Origin of the sequence: Hoylesella oralis ATCC 33269, assembly GCF_000185145.2 — a bacterium.
Classification (GTDB): Bacteria; Bacteroidota; Bacteroidia; order Bacteroidales; family Bacteroidaceae; genus Prevotella; species Prevotella phocaeensis.
This window is the reverse complement of the sequence record NZ_GL833119.1, coordinates 1,384,120-1,406,414: the sequence shown is the minus strand read 5'-3', so window position 1 is coordinate 1,406,414 and position 22,295 is coordinate 1,384,120. Positions and strand designations below refer to the sequence as shown.

Genomic DNA, 22,295 nt, shown 5'->3' with positions numbered 1-22,295 from the left:
CTGAAAACTCATACAAACATCCCTCATATTTCGGGATAAAAAAAACATGAAAAACAAGAAAACACGTGTGTTACTCCCATTTATCATTCTCATTGCAACTACAAAAAACCGGCAGGCGCCACCCTTTCAAAAGGAGTAACACCTGCCGGTTTCCGCATATAAAACAATACTATTTCTTGTAATACACTACTGCCTGATCCCCATCTACGACCTCATCTCCGAGCTTAACCTGCGTTATCGTGCCGGCAGACTCGTCTACTTTCAACTCTATCAACAAAGGAGAAGTGTTAGATTGCGGCAATGTGATACGCAAAAGCGGTGCAGCATAAGTATATGTAGCGGTAACAGTGGTTTCGTTCTCCCTCTTTGAATTATTGGAACCTGAACCATTTTCACTTTCTGCCCGCAACTTATATCCCGATGTCACCAATACTTCAGTAGTAGAAATAAACTCTAATTTACCCCAATGACGTTCATGTTTAATGAAACTTCTGTTATCTGTTTTTTCGAAACTCCATACAGTTTTCACTAACGAATTTGTTGTCTGCGACATGTCTTCATCATGGTTACTACACGCTATCAAACTGAAAACAACGGCTATCAAAGCCAATAAACTTTTTACTCTCATAATTTTAAATATTCTATTTATGCGGTGCAAAGATACGGAAAAAGGTCGATACCTACGGCAATAATACAATTATTAAGTCATTTTTTATAAATAATGTTTCACTACATAGCCGATTTACAATATCTGCCAGCTCTCACCGATAGCATAATGAAGCATGCCCGCAACATATGTTTACTCTACCGATTGCATTCGGTTCCTGCAAACAAGGCATACCTCTTCCCCATTAACTTCCGTTAACCCAATGCCCTATCAACAGGTAAGCATACATTTACGGGTGCATCCCACCCTTTATATGCACCTTTATTCTTGCAGCCGCTTGCCTCATCTTACCGATACAAGTTCGTCGATATTCTTTCTCGATGTAAATTTATCGGGCCGACTGTTCACATACCCTATCGGAACGATGGCCACGGGATATTCGTCTATACCCAACCGAAAATCGGTTTTCAGCTGCTGCACATCGAAGTTACATACCCAACAGCTGCCCAATCCCTGATCGGCGGAAGCCAGACAAACGTGTTCCGTAGCGATGACGGCATCGATATCAGCATGGTTTTTCCCATCGCAACTGCGCACCCAAGCCTCCGACACCTTCGTATATATAATAATGTATAGGGGAGCATGTACAAACCAATCTCTCGGATAGCACTGTTGCACGAGGCGCCTTGCCTCGTCGCTCTGCGCCACAATAAACCGCCAAGGCTGGTGGTTAACCGCCGAAGGCGCCCGCCTCGCACACTCAAGAATATAGTCCACCTTTTCTTGTTCCACCGCTTTGGGCGAATAGTCTCTCGCCGAATAACGTTTTTTTACCAATTCCAAAAAGTTCATATCGTTGTATTTTAAGTTTTACACGCTCAAAATGCGGTTTATAAATAGAAGCCCACACCGAGATAAGCACAACAGTTACGCGGAAAAGCCTTTCTTTTTTATCGAATTCCAGCAGCGGAATAACGCCTGTTCCAGTTAGACCGTAAGCCACGTATGGGCACAATGTTTGATACAACACACTGTTATCAAACGCACTGAACACCCCGTTGGACGACACAGCCGAGTGCCGTCCGGCATTTCTGCGAACGCTATAGAGTCGCCCTGTGCATGTGTGCCGAGAGTAAACAGCAGACAAAACAAAATCGACAAATGTTTTTTCATCGCGGATAACATTTCATATTAATAAGCGCTACAAAAATAGTTTTTTCCTGTCAAAATAGCAAGTTATAACAAACAAATCTTACAAATAGCAGTAGGAATAACTTGGAAGAAAGAAGAGTGGGGACCTCCCCCAGCCCCTCCGAAGGAGGGGTGTAGGGTTGATGGATTAAGGAGGAGGGAGGAGTGATTAATGGGTGTATTGTAGGGATTTGGCTTATCTAAGGCCTGTTGTGCCATTCGGTTTTTATGATACATGTATAAAATGATGTGCGAGTTAAGTTCCCGCAGTTCAACCGAAGCAACTACCTGCGGAGCATAGAAATGCCATCTAAGTCTGTTAGAAATACCATCCGAAGCAGACAGACATGCCCTCTAACGGCAATACACATAACATATTCTCAACCCACAGATTATAAATTAAGCGCGAACACCATGCCTCTTCCCTTAATAAAGGCAGACTATGAGAGTATGAAACATGACACCCTGAAGCAATCCATCCCCTCTCTGTCTCCCTTTTCCAAGGAAAGAAGTATATTTAAACTGCGCCCTCGCTCCAAACGAAAAGGCATAAAAATTCCCACGTGCAGTATATTTACCCATCTTCCGCAAGGCACCCCCCTCCTTCGGAGGGGCCGGGGGAGGTCCACGAAATGCCTACTTTTAGGTATTGCATCCTTACAAAACAATCCGTATCTTTGCAAATTCGAAGAAAAGAATGTCATAGGGATGCCTAAAATCAAGTTATTCATCGCACTCTGTCTATACTGTCAGCTTGGCTTTTCACAGGCAACTACGGGCGGTGTCGTACTCGAACGTGCCACGAAACAACCCATCGTAGGAGCAACGGTTACACCGGAAAACTCAAAAAATATACTGGCCATCACCGATATTGCAGGGCATTTTACACTGAAAAACGCGGCGGGCAAGCTCATCAAAATATCCTACTTAGGTTATAAACCCATCGTGGCAAAAGCCTCGGCCAATGCGGTTTACTACATGGTAGAAGACTCCAACGCCCTCGGAGAAGTAGTTGTAACGGCGCAAGAATCGCACGGTTTAGCCAGTGCCTCCACCATCCGTCGCCACGCCATGGAGCATCTACAGCCATCGAGCTTTGCCGATTTGCTCGAACTTCTGCCCGGCGGGCGCGCCAGTGATCCCTCTCTAAGCACGCCGAATACCATCCATTTACGCGAAGTTCCCATTGCCAGCAGCAACTATTCCACCTCTTCGCTCGGCACACAGTTCGTAATCGACGGCGCTCCCATCAGCACCAACGCTAACATGCAATACCTTACGGGAGCCTACGACCGGCAGTCTACCTCGCGCGATTTTACCAACGAGGGCGTAGACATGCGCAGCATATCGACCGACGATATACAGGATGTAGAAATCGTGCGCGGCATTCCGTCGGCCGAATACGGTGACCTAACGAGCGGACTTGTCAAAATAAGACGCTTAAAGGGTGGGAATAACATCGTTGCAAGGTTTAAAGCAGACATGGATTCGAAACTCTTTTATATCTCGAAAGGCATGGAATGGCAGAATAGACGGCTCTCTCTCAACCTCAGCGCCGACTATTTAGACAGCAAAAACGATCCGCGCAACCTGCTCGAAACCTACAAACGCCTCACATTCTCCGCCCGTCTGAACAAGCAATGGCTCACCGATAAGTGGGACGCAGACGCAGGTTTGAACTTAGACTACGGCGGTTCGTTCGACGATGACAAGGTAGATCCCGAGATTAACTACGGCGGAGTAGACAGATACAAGTCCGAATACAACCGTTATGCAGCCAATCTGTCGCTGAATTTCAGCCGCAGGAACAGGCGAAGTTTTTTCCGGCGTGCCGAAATGGTGGCCGCTTTTTCTTTTGAAAAAGACATAACCGAGCGCACAAGACTGGTGCAGTTGAGCGGCGAAACACCTGCTGCAACGACGATGACCGACGGCGAAAGCGACGCCGTTCTTATCTCTCCTTACACCTACACCGCCACTCAAAAGGTAGATGGACGCCCCCTTAACCTTTACATAAAGGCAAATGCCACGTTCAGCATGCCCCTCAAGAGCATCTCCAACCTGCTGCTGTTGGGCGCAGACTTCCGGTTAGACAAGAATATGGGCGACGGACAGGTGTTCGACCAGCTGCATCCGCTCTATCCGGGTGTATCGGGCAGGCCTCGTAAATATTCCGATGTGCCTGCATCGCACGAGCTTTCGTTCTTCGCAGAAGAACGCTTCGGCACTAACATCGGGCGCAACAAACTGGAGATTGAGGCCGGTGTACGGGCGCAAACTATGCTCCGTCTGCCCGACAACCGCGCATTGAGCGGCAAGTATTACCTCGATCCGCGCGTTAACATCGGGTGGACTTTCCCCGCCATACGCATGGCCCGTCGCAACATGTTTTTCACCATAGCGGGCGGTATTGGGCAACATACCAAGTTTCCAACGGTCGATCAGCTCTATCCGGACAAGGCTTACATGGACCTGACCGAACTGAATTACTACCATCCGGTAAAGGCCTATCGCCGCATTTACCTGCAAACATACGTCATCGATCCCACAAACACGCAACTCAAAGCGGCCCGAAACCTGAAATGGGAGGTACGCACAGATGTGAATTGGGGCGGAAACAGGCTCACCGTAACCTACTTCCGCGAGGACATGAAGTCGGGTTTTCGCAGCATGAACAGCTATTCACCTTATTTATATAAGGAGTATATTACCGATGGAATAGATGCCAACAAACTCACGGCACCGCCTGATGTGGCCACGCTTCCCTATAATGTACATAACAGTCTGCGCGGTCATTACATCATTTCCAACGGTAGTCGGACGCTGAAGCGGGGCATCGAGTACACTCTTTCTACCATCCGTTTCCCCATTATCAACACCCGACTGACAATCAACGGCGCATGGTTCCGCACCGAATACCACAACTCGTTGCCCATTATGTACAAACCGTCGCGCATCATCGGGGGACAAGAGGTCGAAGTCGTAGGCATTTATAAAGACGACGACGGCTACATACGCGAGATGACCAACACCAATTTCACTTTCGATACGGACATCCCGAAGCTCAAACTGGGCTTCTCGGTATCGGCGCAGTGCCTTTGGATGACCGCCCGACAGTCTATGCGGAAGCAGAACGAGCCCGAACAATACATGGATTCCGACGGCAATTTGCATCCTTTCACGCCTGCCGACCGCACCGATTCGCGCCTCCGACTGCTCATACGCGATTATAACGAGGCTGCATTCGAGCGCGAGACAGTGCCTTTCAGCATGAACCTAAACCTGAAAGCCACAAAGAAATTGCTGAACGATAAGCTCATGGTAGCCCTCTTTGTGAATAAACTATGGGATGCACACCCCGACTATGAGCGTAGAAACTTTGTCATCCGAAGGTACGTAACGCCCTACTTCGGCCTCGAAATGAACGTAAAGATATGAAGAAGATATTACAAACGGCACTCTTGCTCGCCATGCTTTCGGCACTTATCAGCGCCTGTCATGCCGATAACGACGACTATTATACCACGGCTGTCATCACCATTAATGTGCCCGACAGCTTCACTGTGGTGCGCATGCAAGGCACGGTTACACTCAGCAACACCAGCAACAAACAAACCTACTCCTCGTCTTTGTTCCAAGGAACCTCGGTTTCCATCGACGTGCTGCGTGGCGCCTACGCCCTTAGCGGCGAGGGTACGGTGCTGCTGCGCAGTAGCGGCGGTACGGAAAGAGTGGCCAATTTCAGAGTGTCGTCAAGCTATTTGGAACTCGTACAGCACCCCTCTGCGGTGTCGACAGACATCATATTCATGTAGAAAATGAACGGAATACGCCTCATCATCATAGCCTTGGCAATGCAGACAAGTGCTGCTTTCGCCTCCGTGGCAGACACTACGGCCGCCGTAGAACATTACTCTCTGTGGCACGATGTGCTACAGGAAAGCCGTCAGAACCCCGTTTTCATGCTCGATGCCTACGCCCGTTCTTATTCCGAATTAGGCCTCTACGCCGATTACAAGCACGCCAACCGACCGTTACTCTACGAAGTCGGCAAGGGCAATTTGCTGTGGGGAGCCGCCGCAAAGTCGTATATACGCCTCTCAAAGCGTACATCTGTATGGGGCAGTGCTTCATATAGAACGGGTAGGAAGTATGCCGTGAAGTGGAATTCTACCTCTGATTACCTGCTGCTTCGCCCGTATGTGATGGGCGACACGCTGGGCGGAGACCTTCACAACGAACGTTATACCTTCTCAGGAGGCTATGCCGTGCAACTCGGAAAGCTGGCCTTGGGGGCCTCCATCGACTTCCGAGCCGAACATGAATACCGAACTACCGATCCCCGAATGCGCGGTATCTCGACCGACATGACGCTCCGAGGGGGCGCAAAGTATGCATTAGGCGACTATGAAGCTGGCATCGGAGTGGGCGGAACATTCTATAAACAGACCAATGACGTTAAGTTTTTCCGCGAAGCAGGCGTCATTCCCGAGTATCAGATGAGCGGTCTGGGAGCCGACTACGAACGCTTTTCGGGCAGCAACAGGTCGGCCTATTACAAATCCACAGGCGTTCTAACCGACATAGCCCTACGGCCTATCGCCGACAGGAGTGGCATCTATGTTACCGCAAACTACCGTTTTGCACCCTACAAACGTATCTTACCATCGCTCAATTCGTTACCGCTATCTACGCTATACCTAACGGACGGCGCCGTTACTGCAGGCTGGAAACACGAAGGCAACATCGGTTGGAGCGTCTTCGGCGGTATCTCTCACGAAGGTAGGAAAGGCGACGAGCATATCGCGGGCAGCCCTTCGGGCTCGGAATACCGTACTATCGCCACGCTCACCATGTACCACAGTCGGCTGAACGACTACCACGCAGGGGGCGCATGCAGCCTCGGCAGCGGTACCGGCCTTACCATTGAACTGCGCGGGGGGTATCAGGATTTCGCTTCAGATTATGTTTCTCCGGAGCGCAAAATGTCGTTCTCGAAGGCTTACGGAGCACTCGATGCACAATGGATAAGGGCATTCGGCAACATTACACAGCTTGTTTGGAACCTGCATACCGCTTTCTATGCCAACACCCGCAAGGCTATAACGATGCCATATGCCACGATGGACGAGGCAAGAACGGATCTTGTGAACCACACTTACGAGGCTCTAACCGCCAATTATGCCGTTGCCGGCACTGACGTTCGCCTGTTTTTTGCACCCAAGAAGTGGAAAGGATACGGCGCGTTCGTATCGTTTTCGGGCGGATATACGGGCAACGAAACCTACCACAGCCTGTCGCTAAAATGCTCGGCAGGCATCACATTCTAAAACAGATATATAATTTCTACATAAAAAATAAACCAAATAAATAAAGAAAATGATTAAAAAATTTTTAGCATTCACAATGGCCATCGTAGCCATGAGTATGGTATTCGTAGCTTGTAGCGACGACAACAAGACCGAACCCGAAGTATCTGTCAGACACGCTCTTACGCTCGACCTGCCGTTGAACGTACAGGCAGGCACGCTGACCGATGCAAAAGCCGTGTTTACCAATGTAAATACAAAGGCGACATACACACTTTCCAACTTCAAGAAAGCAGGCACACAGTTCGCCGACACGCTGACTCTGCCGGCGGGAACCTATACCATCGAAGTGCACGGAAACGTAACCTATCAGCTCAACGGAGAAACGGTAAAAGCGCCGGTAAGGGCGGTGAAGGAGAACGTACGCATAGACCAAGCGTCACCGAATGCCGCCATAGGCAGCACAACCGTGGCTCTCAGCACTTATAACGCTCAAGACGGCTTCGTTATTTCCGAGATATTCTTCACCGGAACGCTCACTCCGGATGGCAAACAATATAGTTATGACCAATATATAAAGATAGGTAATAACAGCGACACGGTAATGTATGCCGACGGACTTGCCATTGCCGAGTCTGCATTCCTTACCGTTCAGAAGCAAAACTATACCCCTGATCTGATGAATCAGGCTATGACTGTCAGTGATCTATACGTTATTCCGGGCAGCGGAAAGGAACATCCGGTGAAGCCGGGAGAAGAACTTGTGCTTGCTTTGAATGCCAAAAACCACAAAGAGATCAATAGTAATTCGATTGATTTAAGTAAAGCTGACTTCGAATTTTATGATAAGTCGAGCAATCCGAACATAACTGACGACGACAATCCCGATGTGCCTAACCTGCTTAGCTGGACTACCTCAAGCGCCACTTTTTTCACTCTACACAACAGAGGCTTTAAGGCTTACGCCATTGCAAGGCCGCAAGTAGACCAAGAAACCTACACTTCGAAATACGCATACGATTACAAGTGGACATATACCTTTAAGGGGAACTCTTATCCGATGAAGAGAAATGCTTGCTTCCTGCCCAACACTTGGATCATCGATGCGGTGAACTTGAGTGTTACTTCAATGTATCAATGGGGCGTAGTTGCCGCAACTCTCGATGCCGGATGGTCGCATTGTGGCTCCACAGACCACGATAAAACACGCTATGGCAAGGCTGTTGTGCGTAAAAAGTCGGGCAACAAATGGACAGACACCAACAATTCGACCAACGACTTCGAGGCGGATGCCAAGCCTACACTGTTTAAATAACGGCGGCATACGGCATATATAAGCCGGACATACGGTACATGTAAGGCTGTTACATGTGCCGTATGATTTTTACAGGCAGCAGACGGCACGACAACATTCCGACCACTCCGTTGCCTTTAGGCATCATTTCAACAATAACAAACAAATCAAACAAGTAAAATAAATGAAAAGTAAAATCTTAGCATTCATAATAGCTTTCGTGGCTATGAATACGATCTTCATAGCCTGCAGCGACGACGACAAGACCGAACCCGAGGTATCTGTCAGGCATGCTCTTACGCTCGACCTGCCGTTGAATGTGCAGGCAGGCACGCTGACCGATGCAAAAGCCGTGTTTACCAATGTAAATACAAAGGCGACATACACACTCTCCAACTTCAAAAAAGCAGGCACACAGTTCGCCGACACACTGACTCTGCCGGCGGGAAACTATACCGTTGAGGTGCACGGAAACGTAACCTATCAGCTCAACGGCGAAACGGTAAAATCGCCGGTAAGAGCGGTGAAGGAGAATGTACGAATAAACCAAGCGCCCGAAAGCTCAGCTATAGGCAGCACGAACGTGGCTCTCAGCACTTATAACGCTCAAGACGGCTTCGTTATTTCCGAGATATTCTTCACCGGAACGCTCACTCCGGAAGGTAAACAATATACAGACGACCAATATATAAAGATAGGTAATAACAGCGACACGGTAATGTATGCCGACGGACTTGCCATTGCCGAGTCTGATTTTCTTACCGTCGATAAGCAGGATTATACCCCTGATCTGATGCAACAAGCTATGACCGTCAGTGCTCTATACGTCATTCCGGGCAGCGGGAAAGAACATCCGGTGAAGCCGGGAGAGGAACTTGTGCTCGCTATAGATGCCAAAAACCACAAGGAGTTCAATAAAAATTCGATAGATTTAAGTAAGGCTGACTTCGAATTCTATGATAAATCGAGCGATCCGAACATAAGTGATGACGATAATCCCAACGTGCCTAACCTGCTTAGCTGGACTACCTCGAGCGCCACTTACTTCTCTATGCACAACAGAGGCTTTAAGGCTTACGCCATTGCAAGGCCGCAAGTAGACCGCGAAACCTACACTTCGAAATACGTATATAATTACAAATGGACACTTACTTTCGACGGGGAGACCTATCCGATGGACAATGATGCCAACTTCCTGCCCAACACTTGGATCATTGATGCGGTAAATTTGAGCGTGGCTTCAGACTACCAATGGGGCGTAGTTGCCGCAACTCTCGATGCCGGATGGTCGCATTGCGGCTCCACAGACCAAGACCAATCGCGCTATGGCAAGGCTGTTGTGCGTAAAAAGTCGGGCAACAAATGGACAGATACCAACAATTCGACCAACGACTTCAATGCAGACGCCAAGCCTACACTGTTCAAGTAACAGCGACATGCGGCATATATAAACCGGATATACGGTATATGTAATTGCCTTACATATATCGTGTATCTTTCACAGGCAGCGGACGGATCGGCCACATTTCGGCCACTCCGTCGCTTTCAGATATTATTTTAACAGGAACATTCATGAAAAAAATAACTTTCATATTGTGCATTTTCGCATGGTGCACAGCAGCTTTCTCGCAGCAACTCCCGCAAGACAGCACCATCAGGAAAGGCGTTCTGGCGAACGGAATGACCTATTACGTGCGCCATAATGCACAAACTCCAAACGTTGCAGAGTTCTACATCGCCCAACGGGTGGGCTCCATATTGGAGGAACCAAGGCAACGCGGACTGGCTCATTTCCTCGAACACATGGCGTTCAACGGCACGCTGAACTTCCCGGGCGACTCGTTGCGCCCCGGTATAGTAAAATGGTGTGAGAGTGTGGGCATCAAGTTTGGCGCTAATCTCAATGCCTATACCAGCGTCGACGAGACCGTCTACAACATCTCGTCGGCCCCTGTAAAGCGCGAAGGGGTGGTAGATTCGTGCCTTCTGATACTGCACGACTGGAGTCACTACCTGCTGCTATCGGACACGGAGATAGATAAGGAGCGCGGCGTAATACACGAAGAATGGCGCACGAGGCGCGCCTCGATGGCGGTGCAGCGGCTCATGGAGCGTGCCATGCCGGTGGTCTACGCAGGCTCGAAGTACGCAGATTGCCTGCCGATAGGCTCAATGGACATCGTAGACCACTTCCTCTATCAGGATTTGAAAGACTATTATCAGAAGTGGTATAGGCCCGATTTGCAGGCTATCATTGTGGTGGGCGACATCGATATAGACCGCGTAGAACAGAAAATCAAGACACTTTTCAGTTCTATACCCATGCCCCAAGACGCTGCGGAGCGCATTTATTATCCCGTACCCGACAATGATAAGATGATCGTCTTTACCGCTACGGATAAAGAGCAACCCACAGTAAACTTTACACTCTATATGAAGCGCGACGCTACCCCCATGGAGCAGCGCTCTACAGAGGCCTATTTTGCCGACGAATACAAAACGGATTTAGTCAGAACAATGCTGAACGACAGGCTTACAGAGCTGGGCAAGCAGCACAATCCGCCTTTCATATCGGCATCGGTACGCGACGGCAACTTCTTTTTGGCCGATACCAAAGACGCTTTCATGGCCTCTGCCATGTTCAAACAAGATAGTATTTCGAGCGGTATAGCGGCCCTCTTGGGCGAGATAGAGCGCACCCGAAAGACAGGATTTACACAGGTCGAGTTCGACAGAGCCAAGCAAGAGCAGCTCAACATGCAGCAAAGCAGCTACAATGAGCGTGCAAAACGCCGCAACAGGAGTTTTGTACGTCAGTGTTTGAACAACTTTCTGCAGGGAGAACCCATGCTGAGTCCCGACACCGAACTGGCGCTTATCAAGAAACTCACCGACCGGACAACGCTGGCAGAGCTTAACGATTTCGTGCGCGAAATGATCACCGACCGCAATCAGGTGGTAACGCTATATGGCCCCGAAAAGGGCAACTTCCGCATGCCTTCGCACGAGGCAATAGAAACAGCCATACTTCGCGCGCAGCAAAAGACATACGAACCTTACCGCGAAAAGAAACTCCCGAGCCAACTCATCGGCCGATTGCCCAAGCCCGGAAAGATTGTTTCGGAGCGCAACTTCAAGCATGGATACCGCGAAATGGTGCTCTCCAACGGTATGAAAGTATATGTTCGTCCCACAAATTTCGACGATGACGACGTGAACATGAATATATTCAGCGCTGGCGGAAAGAGTCTCTACCCCGCTTCTTCCATGCCCGATCTTACCTATCTTATATCGGGTGCCACGGCCGGAGGCGTAGGAGAATTTGATGAACTGACACTCGAAAAGATGCTGGCAGGCAAAACTGTCTCCGTAAGTCCGTTCATCAGAGACGAGACTGAAGGCATTAAAGGCAGTAGCAACGTAAAGGATATGAAAACTATGTTCGAACTTACGTACCTTTACTTCACGGCTCCGCGCCGCGATACCACGGCATTCCGCAATCTTATGACGCGCCAGAGCGAGTTCTTGACCAACCGTGATGCGAACCCGTCGGTAACCTATAACGACTCTCTCAGTGCCATCGTCTACGGTCATCACCCGCGTATGCTGCCCATGACCAAGGAACGTTTGAGCCAAGTAGACTACGACCGTATCTTGAAGATATACCGAGAACGCTTCGGCAACGCAGCTGATTTCAGCGTTATTCTTACCGGAAACATCGATTTGAAAGCGCTCCGACCGCTCGTATGTCAGTATCTGGCGTCGCTACCCGCCACGGGTAAGCGCGAAACAGTACACGACACGGGCGCTAACATCATCGATGCAAACGAGGTGCACCGCTTTGTGAAACCGCAAGACACGCCCTCTTCGATGACCACCATCATACTTACGGGCCGGATACCCTATACTGCCAAGAACGATCTAAGGCTGGATGCGCTCTGTCAACTGCTGCGCATAGCTTACACAGAGAAAGTTCGAGAGGAGCAAGGCGGTACCTACGGCGTTAGCGTAAGGGGCGACTTGCAGCGCTACCCCTACAGTGAAGCGATGGTAAAAATCGCTTTCCGCACCGATCCCGACAAATATTCAAAGCTTATCCCCATCATCTACGACGAGCTGAAGGCGATGGCAGAGAAAGGGCCCGATGCAAACGACCTCGCAAAGGTGAAGGAATATGAGCTGAAGACCTACGGACAGGTGCAGATTATGAATAACTATTGGGAACAAGTAATCTACAACGAACTCTTCAATGGCATAGATCTCGACACCACGTTCAAGGCAGATGTCGAGGCTCTGACCACGGAATCGATACGCAACTTGGCCAAACAAATCTTCGATCAGCACCGCCGTATCGAAATCACCATGTCGTCGAAACCGCTGAAAACAGACTGACCGTCGGGGCCGTGAAGGCAGCGGCCCCCTCTCATTCCTCCGCTACGAACAGAATGTTATTTTCTGTTATCATTGTTGCATATTCCCGATATTATTCGTAATTTCGCGCAGAAGCGCTAATAGGCAGACCGTTCGGCCGGCCGTGGTGCACAAGAGAATTTAGAACTTTGAATAACCAACGTAAAACAGAATAACATGTTAGGAACACCGGAGATTATACTTATCGTGATCGTTGTACTGCTACTCTTCGGCGGGAAGAAGATTCCAGAACTCATGAGAGGACTGGGTAAGGGCGTTAAAAGCTTCAAAGAGGGCGTTAACGGAATAGAAGAAGACCTGAATACCGATAAGACAAAGAAGACGGAAGCGCCGGAGAAAGACAACGACAAGACGGAATAAGGCGATGACAACGCCCAATGATCTCACTTTTTGGGAACATCTCGACGTGCTGCGCGGCTGTCTGCTGCGCATACTCGGTGTTTCTGTGGCTTTCGGCATTGCCGCCTTCTGCATGAAAGACACGCTTTTTGCCGTGCTGTTGGCACCGAAAGACGGCGATTTCATTACCTACCGACTGCTCCATATTGAGCCTTTCAGCATTCAGTTGGTAAACATAGGGCTGACGGAGCAATTCATGGTGCACATGAAAACGGCACTCTGCGTGGGTGCATTGTGCGCTTCGCCCTACATACTCTATCAGCTCTACCGCTTTATTTCGCCCGCCCTTTACAGCAACGAGCGCCGTTATGCCGTGCGAGCTGTGGGGTGCAGCTATGTTATGTTTATAGTGGGCGTAACCATAAACTACTTTCTGGTATTCCCGCTCACAGTACATTTCCTCGGTACTTATCAGGTAAGTGCCGAGGTGATGTCCATGCTGTCGCTCGAATCTTACATCGACACGCTGCTCATGATGTCGCTCGTGTTCGGATTGGTGTTCGAGATACCCGTGATAAGCGGACTTCTGGCAGTGATGGGCGTGCTGCGTGCCGATTGGATGCGCAAGTTCCGTCGCCACGCCATTGTGGCGATACTCATCGTGGCTGCCGTTATTACGCCCACTTCGGATATCTTCACCTTGCTCATAGTATCACTCCCTATCTGGCTATTGTATGAGGTCAGCATCGGTATAGTGAAGAAATGCGAAGGCCCTGCTACCCTTCATAGCAACTAAAAGATAAGGAGCATCCCTTCCACACATCCTTTTTTAATACAACAATCTAATTACCTAAATACCTACCAGACATGATCAACTACGCATGAAACAGGATGCTCCTGTTTTTACTCCTTATGTCTAAGACGCATATACGGTATATCTATATTCCACAGATAGTATATCTAAATTCGACAGACGGCGCGTCTATTTTCTTTCAACATCCTTTCCGAAAGAGGAAAACGTTTAATAGAAACCGACTTGACAGTCTCAAAAACTGTTTTTGTCTGCACTTCGAAAGAACTTGAGCAAACCAAACGCCTACGGCAGAACCATCAAACACTCCTCCCTAATCACTCATCTCTCATCCCCCAAAGCACCTTTTTCCGCTTTCCGCTATACTCCGTAAAGTCTATACGGATGATCTGTACGCGGTGAAAACTCTTCTCGGAATACTTCCGACCGAGCTCTTTAAAGTCGGGCGACAACTTGTCTACCAATAATTCCAATGCGTGCATACGCTCTTCAGGGGCAAGGTTGGCACGAGCGCTGCCCGTGAATACCACGCTTTCATATTCGGTTGTGAACCTATCGGGCAATAAATTAACACGACCGACGATACAGAACGATACAGCCGGATGGCGTTCTATCGCCCGCAGTTTCTTGCCCTCGGGCGCACAGTGTATATAAACAGCATCCTCGCCATTCCACACAAAGTTCACCGGAATGCCGTAAGGTCTGCCTTCCTCATCAGTCATGGAAAGCACGCCATACTCCGACGTGGCGAGCAGTTCGCATGCCCGCTGTTCGTCCAGCAGCCTATCGCGCCGCCTCACGGTATCGTTTACATACTTCATCTCTTCACCGAATGTATAATAATGCAAAGATACATCATCATAATATATGTAAACGATAACAAATGTTACCTCAACACGTTAAATATAATTAAAAACAGCATGTTTATTTTCTAAGGATTACAATATACTCGTTGCTCATGGTATTCACCTTTCTGCCGGATATATATGGCAACAATGAGTATATTCTTTGGTATTCGCATCTCGGAAATTCCACCGGTCATCAATTTGCCTATGATACATAAATGTATTGTTATAATACGATGGCAAAGATACGAAAAACTCTCAAATTGAGAGCATATTTCATTTAAACGGCCGTTTAAGAGGCAAATATGGTATGACTTATTGATGACACAGTGGGCTATAGATACGATTGTCTGGATAAAATATTGAACAAAAAGCTAAAGAATTTGTTTTATGTAGGTGCTGAAAAACGCATGATCATGGTAGCGGGTTCAGAATATTGGAGTCTAATCTACGGCTGCTGTTCAGTGAACAAGAATACATCGATTAAGGTTTATTCTTGCGTTCTGCGATTATTATATCCTAAACGAACACCCACCCCAACGGTAAAGTTTTATTCGTTAATTTGATAAAAACTCTTTGGGCATGTCGCTCGGTTTGACTATCTTTGCATGCTACTTCATACAGGAAAGAAGAATGCAAACTATTTTTATAGGCTGATCTTGAGTATGATAATCTATATAAAAAAGTTTTTTGCGGTTTATTTTTCATGGGTGTTGGTGTTCATGATGCAGAAACCGTTGTTCATGTTATGCCATTTCGGATTATATAAAAGTTGCAACGCCATCGATTGGTTCGGCGTGATATTGCACGGACTCCCCCTCGATTTTGCTCTTGCAGCATACCTCACAGCACTTCCGGCATTGATTCTAATTGCAACGGTATGGACTTCTTCGCACGCTCTACATATTATTGTGCGCATATATTTCGGTATTGCAGCCACTATCGTGGCCACGGCTTTCGTTGTAAACATTGCCCTCTACGGCTTTTGGGGTATCCCTTTAGATACCACTCCCCTATTCTATTTCTTATCTTCACCTACCAATGCGCTCGCCAGTGTAAGCCTTTGGTTCGTATTGGGCGGTGCGGTTGCCATCATCGTATGCACGTTCCTTATCTATCGTATATTACTCATGGCGTGGAAAATCGGTGGAAAAGGTACCCCTAAACGAGTGCTCTGTACAGCACTGATAACCATCCTTACGGCGTCACTATTTATTCCTATCCGCGGCGGATTTACCACCTCTACCACCAATACGGGGAAAGTGTATTACAGTGAGCACATGCCTTTGAACCATGCAGCGGTAAACCCGCTGTTCAGTTTTATGGAGGCATTCGCCCATGAGGAAGACTTTACGGCACAATATCGCTTTATGGACGACAAACGGGCCACCGAGTTGTTTAACGAAATGATAGAACATAAGCCCGATACACTGAACGACAGTCTCTTTACAACAAGGCGCCCGAACATCGTATTCGTAGTATTGGAAAGCTTTTCGGTAAAGCTGATGCAGACACGCGAGAATGGTGTAAAAGTAACGCACTGCATAGACAGTTTAGCTCACGAGGGCATCTATTTCGACAATTTCTACGCTAATAGCTTCAGAACCGACCGAGGTCTCGTAGCTATTCTTAGTGGCTACCCTGCCCAACCCACCATGAGCATCATGAAATATCCCCATAAAACGGAACATATACCCTCTATCTGTAGCATTTTAAAGCAGAAGGGATATCGCTCAAAGTACTATTATGGAGGCGATGCCGACTTCTGTAACATGCGCTCTTACCTTGTTTCGTCGGGCTTCGGCAGCATTGTATCGGAGACAGATTTCCCCATCTCCACCAGAAGAAGTAAGTGGGGAGCCCCCGATCATGTGGTATTCGATCGCGTACTCAACGATTTTAAACGCTGCAAAAGCAAGGTTCCGACGTTCACTGTGGTGCAAACATTGAGTTCGCACGAACCTTTCGACGTGCCTTGCGACCGTTTCCGAACCCAATCACTCAATGCTTTTGCCTATACAGACAGCTGTTTAGGGCGCTTTGTCGACACATTTCGCACGCTTCCGCAGTGGAAGAACACCCTCATAGTAATCGTTCCAGACCACTTGGGAGCCTATCCCGAGAAACTTAGCTATTACCAGCTTTCAAGATACCATATACCTCTGATTTTCACAGGAGGCGCTATACGCCGAACACGCACGGTGCATACCATCGGTTCACAGCAAGATATCGCAGCCACACTGCTCGGTCAACTCGGCATAGATCACCGCAAAATGATTTTCAGCAAAAACATGTTGAACCCACATGCACCCCACTTCGCCTTCTTTGCCGTGCCCGACGCTTTCGGTATGGTGACCGAAGACAACCAACTGATCTACGATAATTCGTCGTCGAAAGTAAAACTCAACACAGGCAAATGCCCCGGGCAAAACCTTGAACGCAGCAAGGCATACTTGCAAAAGCTGTACGACGACATAGACAAACGATAAACTTAAAACACCGATAACGATGCCTATCCTGACAATAAACATCCTTCAACCGCTGTTAGATTTAGACCGCGATATGTTTCTTGCCATCAACAATTGGCACAACTCGTACTGGGATGTTTTCATGATGCTATGCAGCGACCGCCGTATATGGTTGCCATTCTACCTGAGTTTTATTTACATGATGTTCCGAAACTTCCCCTTTCGCGTCAATATAATCTGCCTTTCGGTCATCGTGATACTCATTACAATCTCCGATCAAGTAACATCTACCTTCATACGTCCGTGGATAGGTCGGCTCCGACCGGCTAACCTACATAACCCGATCAGCTCTTTCGTTCACATCGTAGACGGCTATCGGGGTGGTAACTTCAGTTGCCCGTCGGCTCATGCCGCCAACTGTTGGGCGTTTACTTTCTTCATCATCTATCTCTTCAGACGCCATATTCTGTCGGCTTTCATGATATTTTGGGCACTCGTGATATGCTATTCGCGCCTCTATCTCGGCGTTCATTATCCGTTCGACCTGTTGTTCGGTATGCTTATTGGTTTCGTTGCGGCCTCGGTCATCTACTATATTTTCCAACGACTGCGCGGAGAAGACACGCATATCTATAAGCCTGCGGGCAAGAATTTGAAGCATGAATACCTGCCGCTATACGCAGGTATCATCACTTTTATTACCATGCTTGTATGGGCAATATAACGTCTGCAGGCACTATTTCCTCATTCCGATGACTCCGATAGCACATTTCCATTCTCCTTTCAGTACCAAATTCGGCATTCCCAAGCAAAGCGGACTGGTGGAAGAACTTGAAGGCGAGATTGTTTTCGAGCCCGAATACCGCAATCGGGATGCCCTTCGAGGACTCGAAGAGTTCGATTATTTATGGATAATATGGCAATTCTCGGCCAACAAACACAAAGTTGTAAGTCCCACGGTTCGCCCTCCGTTACTCGGAGGCAACATGCGTATGGGCGTATGGGCTACGCGGTCGCCGTTCCGCCCGAACGGTTTGGGCCTCTCATCGGTGCGTATCAAGAAGGTAGACTTCGAGCGATGTATCATTCATGTGCTCGGTGCCGACCTGATGAATGGCACGCCTATCTTCGACATTAAGCCTTACATTACCTATGCAGATAGTCACCCGAAGGCCCGGAGTGGCTTCGTAGACACACATCCCATCGTGCGTTTGGCAGTCGAGATACCCGCACATCTCGCTTCTCAGTTAGGACCGGAGCGAACAGAAATACTGCGCAAAACACTCGAACTCGATCCGCGTCCGCATTATCACAGCGATGACACCAAGACTTACGGCATGTCTTTTTACAATATGGATATCAAATTCAGAGTTTGCAAAGGAAAGGTGATAGTGACAGCTCTCCCTACAGACTCCCCTCTACTCTCTCCCGATGAGAGGAAGAAAGACTGAGTAATGTAGATGGTCGTATAAAAGATAGGCGGTTATATCTTACTTTAACCGTGCAGGCCAAATAAAGGATAAGACATTGCAAGTAACTAAAAGCTATGCTTTTTCTCTACCTATCTTATTTAATTCCACAAAGTCAAAGAACGAAACTGTAAGAATGTACGACTTACACAAACGTGCCATCCGTTCGAATCCACAAAATTAAGAATGCAAAACAGTAGAAACTTAGACAAGCCAAGTCTCTACCGTCTTACGTAACAGAAAGATTTTTCGTTTACATTACAGGGCTTTTCCCACCCATTTCCTACGAAATAAAACCTTTCTTTTGCTCCTCAGAAGAAGTCGGACAAGATTCCCGCTCCTCGCTAATCCCTATTCCTTCATCCCTCCCCCCACTTTCCCTCCTTAAAAGAGGGATAGAAGAAGGCCTATCCTTCCAGCGTCTTCTGTCCGCCTAAGATACCGAGAATAGCGGTAGCAACGGTGATTACGATCTTGATGATTACCTTCCAATCGTTGTTATTCATAGCATTACTCATATTTTTTGTGTTTTACGTGGCCCCCGACTGCCATGTACGACAGCCGGAGACTACAAAGGTTAATAAAATTGGTTATCTATCCCATCGACCGTTCCTGTAACAATCGGGCCGAACAACTCTCAGGCATGTTCGCCGGGCTGGGCAGGTGTTTTGGCCTTCTCTACTTTATGCTCCGGACTCAACTGTGCCGTAATACCATGCAAAAATGCACGCTTGCGGTGAGAACCTTTGGTACCTCCGCCCGTCATTTCGGGGCAGAAATTCAGATGATAGCCCTTGATATTCTCGGTAACATTAAAGTTTTTCGGCTCATTAGCGGGTGCTGTAGTCAATCCAACCCTAAAGATACCGAAGCCATTGAGCTTTACTGCATGGCTTGCCTGCAACTCATCGCGCATTACTTCTATGAGTTCGGTCAACACAGCTACCACATCACTGCGCTTCACCGTACAGTTGCGTTCGATCTTCTCTGCCAAAGCAGCCGTATCCACCATATCGGTCATCACCGCACGAGCATACCACTTACCCTTATAGGCAGACTTCTTGTTGTTGTTCTGATAAAGTTTAAAAAGTACTGACATAATAATACATTATTTATAAATTAAACCATTCGCATTGCGGTTTACGATGTTTTTCATGCGTATCAGACTATAGCCGGCGTCATCCTCTGCACCTTTCGTTCCGCTGTGCGGTCAACCTTTCTGATTGACAATGCAAAGATAACACCCAAACACTGCCTTTCCTAATATAACGACTATAGTTCTTCATGGTATTTTTTATGGGGTGTATTAACGCCAGAAAGAACAGATTACAAAGCAACGTGCATACTCTTTCCTACGCATTCTTTTGATATTTGCCCTGTGTTCCTTGCCTTCCCCCCTCACAAGTATAATATATATAAATGTTTGCGCGCGCGAAGGGTACCCTCAAAACCTGCCTCTCTCCTCATGAGGAGACGGGGGAGGGTGTCCCGTTTCCTCACTTACCCTGCTCTCTATTAGTTTTATATCCCTAATAATCGAATTGTTTCTATATTCTTTTTAAACTCAGGAAGCTGCTGGACCGTAATATGATTACGGTGTATAACACGATGACAATTCGGACAAACAGGCAACAGATTCTTCAATGCCTCATCTATCGTCTTCTGTTCTCCCGCCCTCTGATATTGATATATCGGTCTCATATGGTGCATTTCAATACATGATGTCCCATATTCAGTACCATAGAATTGACGGAATTCGAAATTGCAACAATCGCAATAAATACTTCCTTTGTGTGAAAAATGGTCTATTGCGGCCTGTCGTAACATCCGAGATCGCTCTCTAACTATACTCGATCGCACAGATAAGGCACCTTCTTCTATAATTTCGGGTATTAATGTGTTACCTTCATTTTCAATAACTTTAGTAAAACCTTCTTTGATATCAGCGTAATCAAAACATTGAGAAAATAAATAATCGATATTTTCTGAATTTTTCATTACATAATTTTGGCCGCGCTCTGTTATAGTAAAAGAACCATTGTTATAGGTAGCATATCCATTCCTACTCAATGTATCATGGCTCTTTAAATTCCTTACCTTTTGAGAGAAATATGTATCATTTCTACCTGATATTATCTCCATGTCTTGCCCTTCAGGCTTCATAATATCCGTAAGTTTTACGATCAGTTCCGACGTTGTTACGGTTCCCCCATTCTGTACCATCTCATAAAGAGCTGGAAGTATTAATTCTGTTTCAGATATTCGTTGGTTGCTCATAGTTTGTAATTAATAAATGTGTTACTTTTTTATTATTTCTATTCATAAAGCTAACAAGATATTCCTTATTAAAAGAACGGATATAAACGCCTTCATGGTTATATAAATGATAGATAAAATCAGTGTTTTTAACGATCATCATCCACTTTGCCTCGCATATATTGAGCATGTAATCAGCCAATCTCTCTTGATCAGCGCGCGTAAACTTATTCTGTGCATAAGTATTAAACTCCGTATCATAAGGGGGATCTAAAAATATAAAATCATTCTCTTCAGGATTCGTTTCTCTTAAAAATTGTTCGAAATCCATATTGAATATTTTTGTATGACCGAAATGATCGAGTAATTCAGATGATTGATAGTAGTTCAATTTCTTCTGCATGGTCTTGCCATTATAGGCAATTCCACCATATGGCACATTGAAATTGCCCTTGTCGTTGTATCTGAACATACCACTATACGCATAATTTCGTATAAACAAGAACAATGCACAGCGCATTTCATCATTATTCCTTACAAGTTCTTTATCGTTATACATGCTGCGAAAATTCATATACACGGCACTCTTTATTGCCGTTTCTATGTTAGCTTGCAAATCTTTATTGGGAAGTATACCCTTTCCTTGCTCTATTTTTTTCATCCTCGACATCTTTCTAAAGAGATTTTTACCTATCTCTTTAACAAGTATACAAGGGAATTGTGCAAAATCATCATCTATGATTGCAAGAATATCTTGTTTTTTTACTTTACAGAAAGTTGTTATTCGAGCCTTTAAATGCTCACTATCAATCTTCCCTCTTCGATATTCTATGTAATATTTTACTAATATCTGATTATTTTCAAAGAAAGACTTTGCTTTTATCCATGCTTTGTCTATACCTTTTACATAAGTAAAAAAAAGCGGATTACGCAAAGATATATTTTGATAAAGAGAAATAAGTTCAGAAGACAGATCATTAATAAAATACTCTTTTGCATGTATTGCAGCAAACACTGATCCACCGCCTACAAAGGGTTCGAAATAGCGATTAAACGATGGGATATTAGGTAGAATATGATTAAGTTCCTTTTCTTTTCCACCTGCCCACTTGATAATGGGCTGCAATCCTGTATGCGTACCTTTCCAAACTGGAGTATCTTCAACCTTTGGTTGAAATATATTTACCAATTCAGCCATCCCTGTTTGACAAGAAAATATTTTTTCTCCCACCATTCCCGTATCTTTTTCATTTGTCAAAATCATCTCTTCAATTC

At 46.7% G+C, this 22,295-nt stretch carries 18 protein-coding genes; 11 read left to right on the top strand and 7 right to left on the bottom strand.

The annotated features are described in order from the left end of the window. Positions 1–169: 169 nt before the first annotated feature. Complete coding sequence (locus tag HMPREF0663_RS08375; RefSeq protein WP_004369999.1) at positions 170–628, bottom strand: hypothetical protein; 459 nt, start codon at positions 626–628, stop codon at positions 170–172. Positions 629–949: 321 nt separating this feature from the next. Further along, complete coding sequence (locus HMPREF0663_RS08370; RefSeq protein ID WP_004369994.1) at positions 950–1,459, bottom strand: nitroreductase family protein; 510 nt, start codon at positions 1,457–1,459, stop codon at positions 950–952. Between the two features lie 1,047 nt (positions 1,460–2,506). Between HMPREF0663_RS08370 and HMPREF0663_RS08365 the strand changes: the two genes are divergently transcribed. From HMPREF0663_RS08365 to tatC, 8 genes are all read left to right on the top strand, one after another. Next, positions 2,507–5,236 carry a TonB-dependent receptor gene (locus HMPREF0663_RS08365; RefSeq protein WP_023983490.1) on the top strand — a complete coding sequence of 910 codons (2,730 nt, stop codon included), beginning with the start codon at positions 2,507–2,509 and terminating at the stop codon, positions 5,234–5,236. After that, entirely contained in the window at positions 5,233–5,613 is a 381-nt protein-coding gene (locus tag HMPREF0663_RS08360) for a hypothetical protein (protein WP_004369989.1), read from the top strand. The genes HMPREF0663_RS08365 and HMPREF0663_RS08360 overlap by 4 nt, the downstream gene beginning before the upstream one ends. 3 nt (positions 5,614–5,616) lie before the next feature. After that, complete coding sequence (locus HMPREF0663_RS08355; protein ID WP_004369987.1) at positions 5,617–7,128, top strand: DUF6850 family outer membrane beta-barrel protein; 1,512 nt, start codon at positions 5,617–5,619, stop codon at positions 7,126–7,128. 49 nt (positions 7,129–7,177) lie between these two features. Beyond that, complete coding sequence (locus HMPREF0663_RS08350; RefSeq protein ID WP_004369986.1) at positions 7,178–8,422, top strand: DUF4876 domain-containing protein; 1,245 nt, start codon at positions 7,178–7,180, stop codon at positions 8,420–8,422. Between the two features lie 163 nt (positions 8,423–8,585). Further along, positions 8,586–9,830 carry a DUF4876 domain-containing protein gene (locus tag HMPREF0663_RS08345; RefSeq protein WP_004369984.1) on the top strand — a complete coding sequence of 415 codons (1,245 nt, stop codon included), beginning with the start codon at positions 8,586–8,588 and terminating at the stop codon, positions 9,828–9,830. 143 nt (positions 9,831–9,973) lie between these two features. Continuing rightward, positions 9,974–12,793 (top strand): M16 family metallopeptidase, encoded by a 2,820-nt coding sequence (locus tag HMPREF0663_RS08340; RefSeq protein ID WP_016665216.1) that lies wholly within the window; start codon positions 9,974–9,976, stop codon positions 12,791–12,793. A gap of 195 nt (positions 12,794–12,988) precedes the next feature. Next, entirely contained in the window at positions 12,989–13,192 is a 204-nt protein-coding gene (locus HMPREF0663_RS08335) for a Sec-independent protein translocase subunit TatA/TatB (protein ID WP_004369981.1), read from the top strand. Between the two features lie 4 nt (positions 13,193–13,196). Beyond that, positions 13,197–13,967, top strand: a complete 771-nt coding sequence (tatC, locus tag HMPREF0663_RS08330) for a twin-arginine translocase subunit TatC (protein WP_004369980.1) — start codon at positions 13,197–13,199, stop codon at positions 13,965–13,967. Positions 13,968–14,299: 332 nt separating this feature from the next. On the opposite strand, the gene HMPREF0663_RS08325 is transcribed toward tatC, so the two are convergent. Continuing rightward, positions 14,300–14,803, bottom strand: coding sequence for a pyridoxamine 5'-phosphate oxidase family protein (locus HMPREF0663_RS08325; RefSeq protein ID WP_004369979.1), 504 nt, complete (start codon positions 14,801–14,803; stop codon positions 14,300–14,302). A 689-nt stretch (positions 14,804–15,492) separates the two neighbouring features. Between HMPREF0663_RS08325 and HMPREF0663_RS08320 the strand changes: the two genes are divergently transcribed. The 3 genes from HMPREF0663_RS08320 to tsaA are packed head-to-tail and all read left to right on the top strand — an operon-like array spanning position 15,493 to position 18,746. Continuing rightward, positions 15,493–17,316 (top strand): LTA synthase family protein, encoded by a 1,824-nt coding sequence (locus tag HMPREF0663_RS08320; RefSeq protein WP_016665217.1) that lies wholly within the window; start codon positions 15,493–15,495, stop codon positions 17,314–17,316. 19 nt (positions 17,317–17,335) lie between these two features. Beyond that, positions 17,336–18,019, top strand: coding sequence for a phosphatase PAP2 family protein (locus HMPREF0663_RS08315; protein ID WP_004369977.1), 684 nt, complete (start codon positions 17,336–17,338; stop codon positions 18,017–18,019). Positions 18,020–18,047: 28 nt separating this feature from the next. Further along, a complete protein-coding gene (tsaA, locus tag HMPREF0663_RS08310; protein ID WP_004369976.1) occupies positions 18,048–18,746 on the top strand; it encodes a tRNA (N6-threonylcarbamoyladenosine(37)-N6)-methyltransferase TrmO in 699 nt (232 codons plus the stop codon). A 425-nt stretch (positions 18,747–19,171) separates the two neighbouring features. Here tsaA and HMPREF0663_RS11960 read toward each other — a convergent pair whose 3' ends face one another. The 4 genes from HMPREF0663_RS11960 to HMPREF0663_RS08295 form a co-directional block, all read right to left on the bottom strand. Further along, positions 19,172–19,282, bottom strand: coding sequence for a smalltalk protein (locus tag HMPREF0663_RS11960; RefSeq protein WP_016665218.1), 111 nt, complete (start codon positions 19,280–19,282; stop codon positions 19,172–19,174). Positions 19,283–19,401: 119 nt separating this feature from the next. Further along, a complete protein-coding gene (locus tag HMPREF0663_RS08305; protein ID WP_004369975.1) occupies positions 19,402–19,863 on the bottom strand; it encodes an HU family DNA-binding protein in 462 nt (153 codons plus the stop codon). Between the two features lie 422 nt (positions 19,864–20,285). Beyond that, complete coding sequence (locus HMPREF0663_RS08300) at positions 20,286–21,041, bottom strand: HNH endonuclease (protein WP_004369974.1); 756 nt, start codon at positions 21,039–21,041, stop codon at positions 20,286–20,288. Then, entirely contained in the window at positions 21,019–22,284 is a 1,266-nt protein-coding gene (locus HMPREF0663_RS08295) for a DNA adenine methylase (protein WP_004369973.1), read from the bottom strand. Before HMPREF0663_RS08295 ends, HMPREF0663_RS08300 begins: the two co-directional genes overlap by 23 nt. Positions 22,285–22,295: the final 11 nt, after the last annotated feature.

Bases quoted from the DNA above. Each gene is read 5' to 3' on its own strand.
- HMPREF0663_RS08375 (WP_004369999.1), bottom strand. From the start codon at position 628: ATGAGAGTAAAAAGTTTATTGGCTTTGATAGCCGTTGTTTTCAGTTTG.
- HMPREF0663_RS08370 (WP_004369994.1), bottom strand. From the start codon at position 1,459: ATGAACTTTTTGGAATTGGTAAAAAAACGTTATTCGGCGAGAGACTAT.
- HMPREF0663_RS08365 (WP_023983490.1), top strand. From the start codon at position 2,507: ATGCCTAAAATCAAGTTATTCATCGCACTCTGTCTATACTGTCAGCTT.
- HMPREF0663_RS08360 (WP_004369989.1), top strand. From the start codon at position 5,233: ATGAAGAAGATATTACAAACGGCACTCTTGCTCGCCATGCTTTCGGCA.
- HMPREF0663_RS08355 (WP_004369987.1), top strand. From the start codon at position 5,617: ATGAACGGAATACGCCTCATCATCATAGCCTTGGCAATGCAGACAAGT.
- HMPREF0663_RS08350 (WP_004369986.1), top strand. From the start codon at position 7,178: ATGATTAAAAAATTTTTAGCATTCACAATGGCCATCGTAGCCATGAGT.
- HMPREF0663_RS08345 (WP_004369984.1), top strand. From the start codon at position 8,586: ATGAAAAGTAAAATCTTAGCATTCATAATAGCTTTCGTGGCTATGAAT.
- HMPREF0663_RS08340 (WP_016665216.1), top strand. From the start codon at position 9,974: ATGAAAAAAATAACTTTCATATTGTGCATTTTCGCATGGTGCACAGCA.
- HMPREF0663_RS08335 (WP_004369981.1), top strand. From the start codon at position 12,989: ATGTTAGGAACACCGGAGATTATACTTATCGTGATCGTTGTACTGCTA.
- tatC (WP_004369980.1), top strand. From the start codon at position 13,197: ATGACAACGCCCAATGATCTCACTTTTTGGGAACATCTCGACGTGCTG.
- HMPREF0663_RS08325 (WP_004369979.1), bottom strand. From the start codon at position 14,803: ATGAAGTATGTAAACGATACCGTGAGGCGGCGCGATAGGCTGCTGGAC.
- HMPREF0663_RS08320 (WP_016665217.1), top strand. From the start codon at position 15,493: ATGATAATCTATATAAAAAAGTTTTTTGCGGTTTATTTTTCATGGGTG.
- HMPREF0663_RS08315 (WP_004369977.1), top strand. From the start codon at position 17,336: ATGCCTATCCTGACAATAAACATCCTTCAACCGCTGTTAGATTTAGAC.
- tsaA (WP_004369976.1), top strand. From the start codon at position 18,048: ATGACTCCGATAGCACATTTCCATTCTCCTTTCAGTACCAAATTCGGC.
- HMPREF0663_RS11960 (WP_016665218.1), bottom strand. From the start codon at position 19,282: ATGAGTAATGCTATGAATAACAACGATTGGAAGGTAATCATCAAGATC.
- HMPREF0663_RS08305 (WP_004369975.1), bottom strand. From the start codon at position 19,863: ATGTCAGTACTTTTTAAACTTTATCAGAACAACAACAAGAAGTCTGCC.
- HMPREF0663_RS08300 (WP_004369974.1), bottom strand. From the start codon at position 21,041: ATGAGCAACCAACGAATATCTGAAACAGAATTAATACTTCCAGCTCTT.
- HMPREF0663_RS08295 (WP_004369973.1), bottom strand. From the start codon at position 22,284: ATGATTTTGACAAATGAAAAAGATACGGGAATGGTGGGAGAAAAAATA.